General features: G+C 44.7%; 16 protein-coding genes and 1 riboswitch. Of the genes, 9 read left to right on the top strand and 7 right to left on the bottom strand.

Annotated elements, in window-relative coordinates; all coding sequences use genetic code 11:
* Positions 1-6: 6 nt before the first annotated feature.
* Positions 7-1473, bottom strand: a complete 1467-nt coding sequence (locus tag CSH93_RS07050; RefSeq protein WP_100642537.1) for a NarK family nitrate/nitrite MFS transporter — start codon at positions 1471-1473, stop codon at positions 7-9.
* A gap of 475 nt (positions 1474-1948) precedes the next feature.
* On the opposite strand from CSH93_RS07050, the gene CSH93_RS07045 reads away from it, so the two are divergent.
* Entirely contained in the window at positions 1949-3223 is a 1275-nt protein-coding gene (locus tag CSH93_RS07045) for an MFS transporter (RefSeq protein ID WP_240615518.1), read from the top strand.
* Between the two features lie 5 nt (positions 3224-3228).
* Positions 3229-4431: an NnrS family protein gene (locus tag CSH93_RS07040; RefSeq protein ID WP_100642535.1), complete on the top strand. Its 1203-nt coding sequence runs from the start codon at positions 3229-3231 to the stop codon at positions 4429-4431.
* Between the two features lie 6 nt (positions 4432-4437).
* Here the strand turns inward: CSH93_RS07040 and CSH93_RS07035 are convergent, their stop codons facing one another.
* Positions 4438-4809: a SirB2 family protein gene (locus CSH93_RS07035; protein WP_100642534.1), complete on the bottom strand. Its 372-nt coding sequence runs from the start codon at positions 4807-4809 to the stop codon at positions 4438-4440.
* Positions 4810-4821: 12 nt separating this feature from the next.
* Complete coding sequence (gene moeB / locus CSH93_RS07030) at positions 4822-5580, bottom strand: molybdopterin-synthase adenylyltransferase MoeB (protein WP_100642533.1); 759 nt, start codon at positions 5578-5580, stop codon at positions 4822-4824.
* Positions 5581-5769: 189 nt separating this feature from the next.
* Here moeB and CSH93_RS07025 point away from each other — a divergent pair, with 189 nt between their 5' ends.
* The 7 genes from CSH93_RS07025 (at position 5770) to moaE (ending at position 10517) form a co-directional block, all read left to right on the top strand.
* The gene (locus CSH93_RS07025; protein ID WP_100642532.1) at positions 5770-6966 is read left to right on the top strand and encodes an alginate export family protein; all 1197 of its coding nucleotides are present in this window, start codon (positions 5770-5772) and stop codon (positions 6964-6966) included.
* A 108-nt stretch (positions 6967-7074) separates the two neighbouring features.
* Positions 7075-7227, top strand: a riboswitch (molybdenum cofactor riboswitch).
* Positions 7216-8190: a GTP 3',8-cyclase MoaA gene (gene moaA, locus CSH93_RS07020; protein WP_100642531.1), complete on the top strand. Its 975-nt coding sequence runs from the start codon at positions 7216-7218 to the stop codon at positions 8188-8190. Its footprint overlaps the riboswitch before it by 12 nt.
* Before the next feature lies 1 nt (position 8191).
* Positions 8192-8785 (top strand): molybdenum cofactor guanylyltransferase, encoded by a 594-nt coding sequence (gene mobA, locus CSH93_RS07015; RefSeq protein ID WP_100642530.1) that lies wholly within the window; start codon positions 8192-8194, stop codon positions 8783-8785.
* Positions 8772-9317 (top strand): molybdenum cofactor biosynthesis protein B, encoded by a 546-nt coding sequence (gene moaB / locus CSH93_RS07010; protein WP_100642529.1) that lies wholly within the window; start codon positions 8772-8774, stop codon positions 9315-9317. Before mobA ends, moaB begins: the two co-directional genes overlap by 14 nt.
* Entirely contained in the window at positions 9314-9808 is a 495-nt protein-coding gene (gene moaC, locus CSH93_RS07005) for a cyclic pyranopterin monophosphate synthase MoaC (protein ID WP_100642528.1), read from the top strand. Before moaB ends, moaC begins: the two co-directional genes overlap by 4 nt.
* A complete protein-coding gene (gene moaD, locus CSH93_RS07000) occupies positions 9805-10050 on the top strand; it encodes a molybdopterin converting factor subunit 1 (protein WP_100642527.1) in 246 nt (81 codons plus the stop codon). The genes moaC and moaD overlap by 4 nt, the downstream gene beginning before the upstream one ends.
* A gap of 2 nt (positions 10051-10052) precedes the next feature.
* The gene (gene moaE / locus CSH93_RS06995; protein WP_100642526.1) at positions 10053-10517 is read left to right on the top strand and encodes a molybdopterin synthase catalytic subunit MoaE; all 465 of its coding nucleotides are present in this window, start codon (positions 10053-10055) and stop codon (positions 10515-10517) included.
* On the opposite strand, the gene CSH93_RS06990 is transcribed toward moaE, so the two are convergent.
* From CSH93_RS06990 to narL, 4 genes are read right to left on the bottom strand one after another with little or no spacing between them, the layout of a single operon-like run.
* Positions 10495-10926, bottom strand: a complete 432-nt coding sequence (locus CSH93_RS06990) for a copper resistance protein CopD (RefSeq protein WP_420807246.1) — start codon at positions 10924-10926, stop codon at positions 10495-10497. The genes moaE and CSH93_RS06990 overlap by 23 nt on opposite strands.
* A complete protein-coding gene (locus CSH93_RS18265; RefSeq protein ID WP_420807249.1) occupies positions 10808-11299 on the bottom strand; it encodes a YbaN family protein in 492 nt (163 codons plus the stop codon). Before CSH93_RS18265 ends, CSH93_RS06990 begins: the two co-directional genes overlap by 119 nt.
* Before the next feature lie 32 nt (positions 11300-11331).
* Positions 11332-12567, bottom strand: coding sequence for a molybdopterin molybdotransferase MoeA (gene moeA, locus CSH93_RS06980; RefSeq protein ID WP_100642524.1), 1236 nt, complete (start codon positions 12565-12567; stop codon positions 11332-11334).
* Between the two features lie 2 nt (positions 12568-12569).
* A complete protein-coding gene (gene narL / locus CSH93_RS06975; RefSeq protein ID WP_100642523.1) occupies positions 12570-13223 on the bottom strand; it encodes a two-component system response regulator NarL in 654 nt (217 codons plus the stop codon).
* Positions 13224-13437: the final 214 nt, after the last annotated feature.

Genomic DNA, 13437 nt, shown 5'->3' with positions numbered 1-13437 from the left:
TTACTATTAACTTACATCGATCATGTGAACAGTGCCATCTTCAGCAATCTCAGCGATTTGACCACGTGGTTCATCCATAAATATTAGCGTGAATAAGCCAACTAATGCGGTCGCTGCAATGACGTAGAAAAACGTGCTGTAATCGACAAATGAAAGGACGGTTAAGAACGTAACAGCACCAACATTACCATATGCACCTGTCATACCCGCAATTTGGCCTGTCATTCTACGCTTGATTAATGGGACGACAGCAAACACCGCACCCTCGCCAGATTGCACAAAGAATGAACACCCCATCGCAATAACGACTGCTAGCCATAATGGCCATGTACCATCAACCAGGCCCATTAACGCATATCCTGCTGCCAATCCTGCGGTTAGAATCATGAGTGTGGATTTACGGCCAAATTTGTCAGATATCCAACCGCCTGCTGGGCGTGACATCAAGTTCATAAATGCATAGGCACCCGCGACCAAACCCGCTAACACTGGATCAAGGCTGAATGTTTCAGCAAAGAAAAGTGGCAGCATTGAAACAACTGCCAGCTCTGAACCGAAGTTAGTGAAGTACAGAATATCCAGTACAGCGACTTGTTTGAAATTATAGCGGTGTAACTCTGGTACTTCTTTGGTAAAGATTTCTTTGTTGACTTGCCAGACTTTATAAACTTCAAGTAAATACAAGGCAAACAACCCAACGTAAATCGAATTCACAATGGTTTGGCTGAGAATGTCCACACCGCTTGGAGATAGTTTCCAGGCTAGCAGCGCAATCGCTGCATACATTGGCACTTTCATCAGCAAAAGTAAGAAGAAGTCACCCTTGGATGTCACTTCCATAGCGCCTAAGTTTTTGGGTTTGAAGTATGTTGAACCTTTTGGCGTATTAGTCACATTGGCATAATAAACAAAAGCAAAAATTAAGCTTATTACACCCGTTAAGCCAATTGCATATCGCCACCCGTCTTCACCGCCAAACAAAACCGCTATTGTTGGCAAAGTAAATGCGGCGGCGGCAGAACCAAAGTTACCCCAACCACCATAGATACCTTCCGCTGTGCCAAGTTCGTTGTGGGGGAACCACTCCGACACCATTCTTATGCCAATAACGAAACCAGCGCCGATGAAACCGAGCAAGAAGCGGGCAATCGCTGCTTGCACAAAGCTATCCGCAAAAGCAAACATGAAACAGGGAATGGAACAGATAGCCAGTAGAGCTGAATAGACCAGCCTCGGCCCGTATTTATCTGTCAACATGCCGATAATAACCCGGGCCGGAATGGTGAGCGCAACGTTCAAAATGAGCAGAGTTTTAACCTGGTCGGTTGTCAGTCCTAAAGTTTCTTTTACTGCTTGAAGTAACGGAGCAAAGTTGAACCAAACCAGAAAGCTAATAAAGAACGCCATCCAAGAGAGATGGAGTATTTTCATCTTGCCAGTAAATTTAAAGATATTGAATTTTTCAGTTGTCATGGGAATCTCCGCATGGATTTGTTATCTGTTACTAATTATTAGCTCTTTGGGCTCGTGGTCTTTGACCTGAATCAATAAAAAATAGCCAGTAATTACAATGCGTTACGGATACCCAATAGGTGGTAGCCAGCTGTGTTTAAAGTGGCAAAACTTGGCATTTTTGTTGATTTATTGATCGCCGAATAGTTGTTTCCCCCCTTACAAGCGTAAACGAAGGCGGGTTGATTCCTATTGCATCTAGGCGGTAAGTTTCAGTTTTTTGTGGGTAGGTAAATATCCAAAAGCAACCGATGTAAGCCTTGTTGTAATACTGAATTAATTTATAAAAAACAGTGGTTTAAAGATTTTCAGTAACTACCTACTTCGGGGTAATTAGTGACTCAAACCTTGGTCAAGAACCTCCCTTGTTTATAGAGTTGCAACCTTGTGAACGCTATAGTGAATACTGTTTTTTGTTTTTTCATCGGGTAGGTTTTTGACAGCTTCACACTCCAGGCAGGCAACGCGAGCTTTAGTATTGGCAACACTCGTGTTTGCTATTAACTTCTCAGTTTGGACGCTTTATGCAGTAATGAGCGTTGAACTGAAGCAAGTGCTTGAATTGTCCAGCACTCAGGTTGGTATTCTGCTTTCTGCACCAATTATCACTGGCGCATTATTGAGGTTGCCAGCAGGTTTATTGTGTGAGCGGTACTCGCCAAAGATGATACTGATCCTGCAGATGCTTATCACTGTTCCACCACTCTTTTTATTACCCAGTATTGATAGTTTTTCAGGCTACGTGATTGTTGGGCTACTGATTGGAATATCGGGAGTCTCTTTTAGCATCGGTATTCGCTACCTCACGGACTGGTTTGACAGTAAAGAGCAAGGCACGGCAATGGGAGTCTTCGGCGCGGGCAACGCTGGTGCGGCTCTCAGTTTAATAATTGTGCCTTATATACGAGATGTTTGGAGTTGGCACACTATTGGGCCCACCTACAGCGCAATGGTTTTAATTACCTGTTTTGCGTTTTGGTTAGCCGCGCCGTCACCACCTAAATTCAAACGGGTCAACAAGCACAAGCCATTGGCTTTTTTCATTAAGCCGCTAGCGCACGCCAGAGTATGGCGTTTCGGACTGTATTACTATTTTGTTTTTGGCAGTTTTTTAGCGCTATTGCTGTGGCTACCTCAATATTATGTGAATGCATATGCATTGCCGTTCAATCAAGCCATGGCGCTTACTCTTCTTTTCGTCATCAGTTCCAGTATGGCGCGTGCTGCTGGAGGATGGTTTGCAGATCGTTTTGGCGCACGGAATGTCAACTGGGGGGTTTTCTGGATCTGTTTAGTCTGTCTTTTCTTTTTGAGTTATCCACCAACGACTATGACCATCCATGGCGTAGATAGAGACGTTGAGCTTTACATTGAACTCAATGTTTGGGTGTTTACTGTCTTGCTCTTACTGATTGGCTTGGCACAAGGTTTTGGGCGAGCAAGTGTGTATAAAATCATTAACGATTACTATCCGGAACAAATGGGAAGTGTCGGCGGTATGGTCGCCATGCTTGGCGCATTGGGAGGTTGCACACTCCCCATTCTTTTTGGGCTGGCGGTCGACATCGCAGGCGTCTACAGTGCGTGCTTTATGTTGCTTTACGGCGTACTAGCTGTCTGTATGCTGCTAATGCACTTGGCAATAAAACGTGAACGCTACAAAAGCCGGGTGTTAGATGCCCAGCAACATAACTTTCTCGAACAGGATTAATAACCATGTTAAACATCGTGGATAATCAACAGGAACAAGAAATTGCACCGTTGCTTCGTTTAGGATTTCGACCGTTTTTCTTGTTCGGTAGTCTGTTTGCAGCCTTATCCATGGCGTTATGGCTGCTGATGTTAAAGGGTGTTATTTCAATCGAGCCACTTAACGGTGTGCTTTGGTGGCATAGCCATGAAATGCTGTTTGGCTTCACGGCAGCAATAATAGCAGGTTTTTTGCTCACCGCAGTTCAAACCTGGACGAATATCCCAAGTATCAAAGGCGGTCAACTGCTGCTGTTGGTTTGCCTATGGTTTCTGGCACGGCTGTTGATTTTGTCTGGCTCAGCGTCGATGTTGCCATTGGCAATGATTGCTGATTTGATGTTTTTACCGTTAACCGCATTTTTTGTCGGTCAACGGGTGGTCAAGATACGCCAGTATCGAAATCTGATTTTTATTCCCGTACTAGTACTCATGTCGGTGATGAACCTTTTTACCTATCTACCCAGCTTAGGTTTTGATTCAGCCTGGCAGGCACGCGGTATACACGGTATGACCTTGTTAGTCACCTTCCTTGTGGCTTTTATAGGCGGTAGAGTTATTCCGATGTTTACCGCAAATGGCACAAAAACGACCAAAGTACTACCTATTAAGTGGTTGGAAATGTCAGCCTTGGCTAGCCTTGCGGTTGTGTTGGTTTTATTACTGCTCAAAGATGTTGTTGATATTGCGACGTTGACGGGCATTGTATGCCTGAAAGCGGCCGTGATTCATACAATACGCCAGTGGAGGTGGCGCATCTGGGTCACTTTAAATGTGCCACTCGTATGGTCTTTGCATTTTACTATGCTGTTCATTCCGATAGGGCTAGGCTTGCTAAGCCTGCATTTCTTTGGTGTAAGTATTACTTTAAGTACTTCAATCCACAGTTTAACCGTTGGCGTCATAGGGGGCATGATTTTAGCTATGATGTCTCGCGTTTCACTTGGGCATACCTGCAGGATGCTACAAGTTGGAAAGCTAATGAGCGTCGCTTTTTTTGCTGTTGTGATCAGTGCGATAGTGCGGTCTATTGCAATAGCGATATGGCCACAGTGGACGATTCAATTTTGGCTATTTGCAGGTTGTCTATGGTGTGTAGCATTCGGTTTGTTTTTCTTTAAATACTTGCCTGTACTGTCAGCACCCAGAGTGGACGGAAGACCAGGATAAATATACTTAAAGCATAAATTTGCTGAATGCAGATTTAAATATCAGACCGATGCATAAGAGCGCGGCAATAAACGCGACTATGCGCTGTGATTTTGTTTTGCCACGCTTCAATGCTACGGTTCCAAACACAATGTACAACAGGAGCAACAGTATTTTTGCGGCTACCCAGTCGAAAATCCATGGATAGAAGCCTGCCATTACCATCAGAGTAACAGCGGTACTGAGTAAAAGTGTATCGATAACGTGGGGAATAGTTTTCACCCATTTGTGATGCAGCAAGCTTGAATCAGTTATCATCCAATACCCACGGATAACAAAGCTTACAAGTGTAGTTACTGCCAACAGGATGTGTATTTGTTTTAATAGCAGGTAATCCATTGGTTTTTGACCTTACCTCGTATGTCCGCAAACTTTGCAGTCCTTAAGAGGAACGACATTCACTGTACGCCAGCTGTGCTCCATTGCATCAAACAGCTTTAGCTGATTGTAAAACGGCTCCCCATAGTGCGTTAGGATCTTGATGGCCTCGAGCGCTTGGCTGGTGCCAATAATTCCTACAAGTGGTGACATGACTCCTGATTCAACACAGCTGAGATTTTGTTCGCCAAAGTAATGGCTATAACAGGCATAACACGCACTTTTTTTGTCTGGCAGTACGTTGAATAATTGTCCTTCCATACGTATCGCCGCACCAGACACCAAAGGCTTACCCGACTGATAGCAGATTGAATTGATTTGATCTCTACTGCTTAGATTGTCTGTGCAGTCTACGACCAAATCATTCTCGGTAACCAACATCTGAAGTTCATTTGAAGAGAGTCGTTGATTAAATGTCTTGATGCTTACCTCGCTGTTGATTTGCGACAACAAATGTTGTGCAGAACTTACTTTCGGTTGCCCGATGTTATTTTCCAAGTGCAGCACTTGTCGCTGAAGATTTGTCAATTCTACCTTATCGTCATCAACCAGCGTTATTCCGCCAACGCCACTTGCAGCTAAATATTGGCTAACAGCACATCCTAGTCCGCCAACACCTAGTATCAACACTTTGCTGTTTGTCAGGATCTCCTGTTTATCCAAGTCAAAGCCAGATAGCAGGACATGGCGGCTGTATCGCATTGCTAGCTTTGTAGTGAGCTCTTTTTTCATCGTGTATCCCACAACTTTAGTTGCATTTCTTTTTACCACTCAAGCCATAGACCAGCAATTCCCCAAAATAGGTATTCGGAGTACCACAATTTTCAAGCAAGGGGTAAGTGTGGGTATCTTTATGATTTTTAATGGTTTTATTTTTTTTAGAGGGTAGTATTCATCGCAGCATTTAGTGAGGAGAATACTATGAAAACACAATTAGCAACGGCTATCGCTAGCATATGTGCAGCGGGTTTATTAATGCCAAACGTATCGGTTGCAACCGGATTCGCTGATTTCCAACAAGCGATCACTGACGGTGAAGCGAATATTAAACTGCGTTATCGATACGAGCGAGTAGACCAGGATAACGTTGATAAAGATGCGAATGCATCAACATTGCTTACCCGCCTTAGTTATAAAAGTGCAGATTTTGGGGGCTTCTATACGCAAATAGAGTTCGATAACGTAACCGCCTTGGGCAACGAAAACTTCAATAGTACATTCAATGGCAATACCAACTATCCTGTCGTTGCAGATCCGATTGGCTCAGATTTCAACCAAGCTTATATGGGTTACAAGACCAAGTCATTTCATTTTACGGCAGGTCGACAACGCATCAATCACAATGATCAAAGATTCGTCGGTGGTGTTGGTTGGCGTCAAAATGAACAGACTTATGATGGCTATCGTCTAAGATACGACAATCAGTCTGGCCTGAATGTTGACTACAGCTATATACATAACGTAAATCGAATTTTTGGTACAGATAGCCCAAATTCGGATTTGGGTGGCAACATACATCTGTTGAACGTCACATATAAAATCAATGCTGATCACAAGGTGGCAGGTTTCGCCTATGAGCTTGACTTCGACACTGCGAATGCCATCGCGACTCGCACATTCGGGGTAAGTTACGATGGTAAGATTTCTGCCGTAAACGTTCACGCGGCTTTTGCACGTCAAAATGAAACCGGTGACAATCCAACAGACTTTTCCACTGATTACCTAGCGTTAGAGTTAAACACTAAATTATCAGCGGTCAACGTTGGAATAGGTTACGAGTCACTTGGTAGCGATAACGGCAAAGGATTCACAACGCCTCTGGCGACTCTGCATAAGTTTCAAGGGTTCGCTGATAAGTTTCTTGCTACGCCCGGACAGGGGATCAACGATCTCTACATCAAGGCGTCCGGCAGTATTGGTAAGTTAAAACTATTAGGCGTATGGCACCAGTTTGAATCAGACGTAGGTGCAATAGACTACGGCAATGAGTTTAATTTCAACGCCACTTATCCTGTATATAAAAATACAAACTTTTTACTGCGTTATGCCAACTACAGTGCCGATGATTTCGCGGTCGACACCAATAAACTGTGGGCAATGATGACTTTCACTTTCTAACGTCATCCACGCGTTAGTTGCCGACTCAACACGGGTCGGCTTTTTTATACCTCCTTGTGAGTATTCCTTCAGCGGAATAACAAAAACAACACTTTTACGCCACACTTAAGGTAACAAAAACTCCGAGCTCCAATACCTAAGGTTTAAATAACTAAGGTACAGGAGCCGCGACTGAGAAGTTGCCCGGTAGCCAGAGAAATCAACCTGCCGCCCACGAGCTGCAATGCTCGACATTTGGAAAGGTGTTAGATGAATTTACAAGACTCATTCGGAAGACGATTCAATTACCTGAGACTCTCAGTAACTGAACTGTGCAACTTCCGCTGTAACTACTGTCTTCCTGATGGCAATGACTGCAACACTCCCAAACGTGGATTGTCTGTGAAAGAAATTCAAACGCTGGTGCAAGCGTTTGCCGGCTTGGGAACAACCAAAGTGCGCATTACTGGTGGCGAGCCAGCACTGCGCAAAGACTTATGTGAGATCATCGAAACCTGCAAAAAAGTCGACGGTATTAAAAAAGTTGCCCTGACAACAAACGGTTTCAAGCTCAATCAGGACATCGAAAGGTACAAGCGGGCTGGCCTAGATGCCATTAATGTGAGTGCAGATAGTCTAGACCCGCGTATGTTTGCGGCGATCACCGGTAAACAGAAACTGGAAGAAATACTGTTAGGAATAGAACGAGCAGTTCAGTTAGGCATCAGCAACATTAAGCTGAACACGGTTATGCTCAAGCAATTCAACTACAAAGAGTTAGGGGCATTTTTTGACTACCTGCGCGACCACAAGGTTACCTGGCGATTCATTGAACTTATGCAGACTGGCGACAACAAGAGCTTTTTTGATAAAAACCACGTCGCCGGGCAAACGATTAAAGATCGACTTATCGAGCAAGGGTGGCAGCGCATTATTAGAGAAACCGATGCCGGGCCTGCACAGGAATTCATGCACCCCAAATTTACAGGGAATATCGGCCTAATCATGCCTTATAGCAAAGATTTCTGTGAATCATGCAATCGCTTGCGTGTTTCCGCACAAGGCAAGTTGCATCTGTGCCTGTTTGCAGAACAAGGCGTCAGTATCCGTTCATTTCTGTCAGCAGGTGATGTTTCGGGTACTCAGCAAGCTATTGTTTCTCATCTTCAACAAAAACACAGTCAGCATTTTCTGCATCAAGGATTTACAGGTGCAACGAAGCAGCTGGCTATGCTAGGAGGGTAACATGAACACAATTGGCGTCATTTTAGCCGGCGGTGCTTCTAGCCGCATGGGCCAAGACAAAGCTTTACTTACGATTTCGCAATCAACCATGTTGACCAGAACTTACCAGATGTTACTTGAAACATCGGTGAGTAAAGTTGTTATCAGTCGTAATGACGGCGAAACTGGACATTTCCCAGATCTGTACCCAGGTAAAGGGCCTTTGTCTGGTATCCACAGTGCTGCTATGCGCTTTCCTAACAAAAATCTATTGATACTGCCGATCGACCTTCCGCTCATGGATGTTTCCACACTACAACGCTTGTTAGATAGCGGCGAAAAGTTTTCGAGCAATGTCAGATTTGGTGAACATAGTTTGCCGCTTTACTTGCGTAACACCGAGACGACCCGCCAAACCCTGGATTACACACTGCGGTGTACAAACAGTTTTTCTGTTGATCGCTTTTGCACGCATTTCCCTTTAATGAAGCTGCAACTGCGCCAGCAGTCACCCCTTTTCAATTCAAACACACCAGAACAATGGCGTTTTGCAATGCAACACTTCGAAACATCCGAATGTTCTGTACCAACTGAGGTTCGCCATGGGACATGCTAACAAACAATTTGAATCACTTGGTGTCGCCGTTCTGACAGTGTCAGACACGCGTGATAGAAGCACAGATACCTCTGGCGAGTATCTGGCCGTGAATGCGACTGAATCGGGTCATCAGGTGATTAAGCGAGAGATTGTTATCGATGACATTTATCTGATCCGAGCGTGCGTCTCTGCTTATATCGCAGATCCAGCCATACAAGCCGTAATCGTGACTGGAGGTACCGGATTTACTGCAAGAGATTCCACACCTGAAGCGGTAAAACCCTTGTTTGACAAAGAAGTTGAGGGATTCGGTGAATTATTTCGATATTTGTCATTTAAGGAAATAGGTACTTCAACAATCCAATCAAGGGCTATATCTGGATTAGCAAACAACACGGTTATATTTTGTCTACCTGGGTCTACCAATGCTTGCAAAACCGCTTGGGCGGGTATCATTGAAGCGCAACTAAATGGCGCCCATGGCCCGTGTAACTTCGTACCGCATTTACAAACCAATGAAGCGCTTCAATGCGCGAGTAGACCGATATGACTGGGCTAACTAATTCTGAGCTTAGCCATATTGATAATCATGGCAAAGCGAACATGGTCGATGTGAGCGAAAAAGCCACATCGACTCGCATAGCAAAAGCGGAAGCCTATGTCAGTGTTTCAGATATTGCGCTTGAGCAAATAATACAAAACCAGCTCGCCAAAGGTGATGTCTTTAGTGTCGCAAGAGTGGCAGGCATTCAAGCGGCAAAACAATGTGCCAATCTGGTGCCGCTATGTCATCCACTGTTACTCAGCAAAGTAGACGTGGATTTTGAAACTGACGAGTTATCCAAGCAAATAAAGATAACCTGTCAATGTAAGTTAAATGGTAACACTGGCGTTGAAATGGAGGCGCTTACTGGCGCTTCTGTGGCTGCGCTTACGCTTTTTGATATGTGTAAAGCTGTTGACCCAAAAATGGTCATTCATGGCTTAAAAGTCATTGAAAAAAGCGGTGGTAAAACTGGACTGTGGAGGCGCTCAACATGATACAGATAAAATTTTTCGCAAGTCTTCGTGAAAGGATAGGTACATCGTCTTTAAATTTTGAATATGCCGGTGAAAACACCGTAGCCGATGTCGCACATGAGCTTGTTGAACGCGGAGAAGTGTGGCGCTTGCTCGAAGAACGAGATGTGTTGTGCGCAGTCAATCAAACGCTTTGTGGAAAAGACGCAAAAATAAATGATGGCGACGAAATTGCGTTTTTCCCGCCGGTGACAGGAGGTTAGCAATGATTAGCGTTCAGCGTGCCGATTTTGATCACTATGAACAATACCAGGCGCTTAAGGAAGAGGCGGATGGGGACGGCGCTGTAGTCACTTTTACCGGTTTGGTACGAGATTTCAATGTTCAGGGGGCAGTGTCGGGCATTCACATAGAGCATTACCCAGGTATGACCGAAAAATCCCTGATGCGTATCTGCAGCGAAGCGCGAAAACGTTGGCAGTTGGGGCAAATAAGAGTTATCCACCGAGTGGGGAGGATTGGGCCTCAGGAGCAGATTGTGTTCGTAGGCGTAACATCCAAACATCGCAAAAACGCATTTGAGGCGTGTGAGTTTATTATTGACTACCTGAAAACCAACGCCCCTTTATGGAAACAAGAAGGTACCTCAGAAGGTATGAAGTGGGTCGCCAGTCGATTGTCGGACAAGGAAGCAATGGATCGCTGGCTTAATACAACCAACCCGTCTTGAAAGATACGCCGACGATTACGAAAATTATCGAAAGCAGGGTTACGGCAATAATATGCAGGGCCATATCCCATAAATTCTGCTGCGATAATTTAGGTAAAACTCTTAGTTTAGCGTCAACAGCTAATAAAATAGTTAACGTAAGTAGTATAAACTTTATGGCAATCACCCTCGAGATGGGGTTACTCCAATCCAGCCATAGTGAAATGTCGGGCAACAATCGATGTGCTAACAGCAAACCTGTGACTATTTGGATTAGCATGGCCGGTTTACCAATACGCTCAAACGCTGATTCAAACTCCAGCAAACGTTGGGGTGACTTCTCTTTCAATACTCTGGGTAATACAGCAAGCGCCAACACGATATGGCCGCCTGTCCATACTGTTGCTCCTAAAATGTGAGCGAGTATCAAATAAACATACATAGTATAACGTCAAACCTGACTGGGTCTGCTCCATAGTAAACTTTAAAACGAGAATGGATACAGTGGTTACCGAAGCAATTGTCCAATAAGCGTAATCACCAATTAATAACGCAGCGGCTACCATCGCAATCAAGAACGTGCAAGCAATGACTTTGGTCTTAAGTGCAATTACACCTGATTGTTCCCAGTCGTTAATTACGCCTCCGAGCATTGGCTGCGATAATAGCCATTGATGCAGCGTATTCGAGCTTTTAGAAAAACAAAAGGCAGACAAGAGTAGAAAGGGTGTAGTTGGAACCAAAGGTAATACGACGCCAATAATGCCGCAAAGACAGGCCAGTAAGCCTGCAATTATGAACATCGAACGACGAAGTTGATTACTCATTGCTTTTTTTATCTCAAAACCGAATCAAACCATTGCACATTCACTGTTTCTCCCGGCTCTACCATTCCGCGACTGTTCTCAAGCACTGCATAACAATTGCTCGTGGTGAAACAAGAAAGCACGCCGGAGCTTTGAGAACCGACAGAGTCAACTATCAGTTGACCATTGTCGTCGCGGTAACAGACTGCGCGTTGATAGTCAGTTCTTCCTGGTTTCTTTCTAAACCTATTTTTAGCGATGGCTCTAATGGCTACTCTTCCCTCAGGTGTGCAGCCCGCTAAAAGTGATAAAGACGGTGCGGCAATTTGGTCAAAGGTGACTGCCGCTGACACTGGATTACCGGGGAGACCAAAAAACAAACTGTTGTTTAATCTACCGAACGCGAGTGGTTTGCCAGGTTTGATTGCCAGCTTCCAAAAGTCTACTTGGCCGATCTCCTCGAGAATTTCACGTGTATAATCAGCTTCACCCACCGACACGCCACCAGAAGTGATTACGCAATCTGCACTTGCATCTGCTTGGGTAAAGGCATCACGAATTTTTTCCGGGTCATCTTCTATCACACCCAAGTCCAGAACCTCAGCGCCAAGACGCTTTAACATTGCGCGCAGCATGGGCCGATTGCTGTCAAAGATTTTGCCCTGTTGAGGAATGTCCCCAGGCTGTAAAAGCTCATCACCGGTTGAAAACAATGCCACTTTAAGCTTGCGGAAAACTGATGCCTTATCGATACCGATAGACGCGAGGAGCCCAATATCAATTGCAGTCAGCCTCTTTCCTTTAGACAGCACGACGGATTTTTTTGCGATATCACTACCTGCGATTCGTATAGCTTCACCTAGCTTAACAGTGTGAGTGACTGTGATTTCCTTACCATTTGCAACGGTGTTTTCTTGCATAACCACCGCATCCGCACCTGATGGGATTTGTGCGCCGGTCATAATACGCACGCACTGATGCTTGCCGATCTCGCCGCTGAAAGGATTGCCAGCAAAGCTCTTACCGACCAGATTAAAAGTAGTACCAGAAGACAGATCCTGATGGCGAATAGCATAGCCGTCCATTGCGGAGTTATCAAAACCCGGGACGTTGATGGGAGAAATCACATCTTCGGCCAATACTCTATCCAGTACCGAATCAAGACTGCAATGCTCAACTTCAACAATCGGAGAGATAGTGTCCCAGATGATTTGTTTTGCTTCCTCTATCGGCATAAGGCCTTTAGCATCGCAACCACATCCCATGATTAAGCTCCTTTTTGGTGGTTCACCATCCATACAGCTGCTTCCACACGAGAGCGTAGATTCAGTTTTTTAAGAAAGTGCTTCACATGGACTTTGACCGTTCCATCCGAAATATCCAATTCTCGTGCAATAAGCTTGTTGCTCATACCTTTGGCGATGAGTTTGAGGATCTCCAATTCACGACTGGTCAGGCTGGCCAATGCTCGACTTCCAGCCCTTTCGGGTTTTCGTAACGCTGTTGCCAGTACTTCAGTTAGTTTTGCACTCATCACCATTTTACCAAGTGCGGCTTCGCGGAGTTTGTCGACAATATCTTCTGGGTCCATGTCCTTTAGAAGATAACCATCTGCACCTGAACGCACGGCTTCAACAACATCTTCATCGTTGTCAGATACCGTCAACATGATGATGCGCGAATCAACACCTTTATCTCGGAGATGCTTAAGCGTTTCCAATCCATCCATACCTTGCATGTTCAAATCCAGCGTGATCAGGTCAGGTTCCAATTGAACCGCCATTTCGATGGCTTCTTTTCCTGAACTCGCCTCTCCAACGACTTCTAGATCATCTTCAAATTCGATAAGTTGGTTTAATCCTTTACGCAATAAAGGATGGTCGTCAACCATCATGATAGTGGCGGGTTTGTCTTCGAACATGTATGCCTCCTTACAAACGCTGAGTCATTCTTTTAGTTTAACTATACACGAACTGGTGAACTTCACTTAAATTACTGGAGGTAAGCCAGCTACCACTTATGGGGTAGCAAAACACATATTTTGAAACCCTTTAAATATAGGGAATACAACAAGATAGCTGTACCTATTTCAGCACTAAATGTGTCAAAAATCGTTAGTTTTGTTACCACAATGC

The sequence above is a fragment of the Neoalteromonas facilis genome (assembly GCF_002807665.1).
GTDB classification, from domain to species: domain Bacteria; phylum Pseudomonadota; class Gammaproteobacteria; order Enterobacterales; family Alteromonadaceae; genus Alteromonas_E; species Alteromonas_E facilis.
This window is presented reverse-complemented; position numbering and strand designations above follow the sequence as displayed.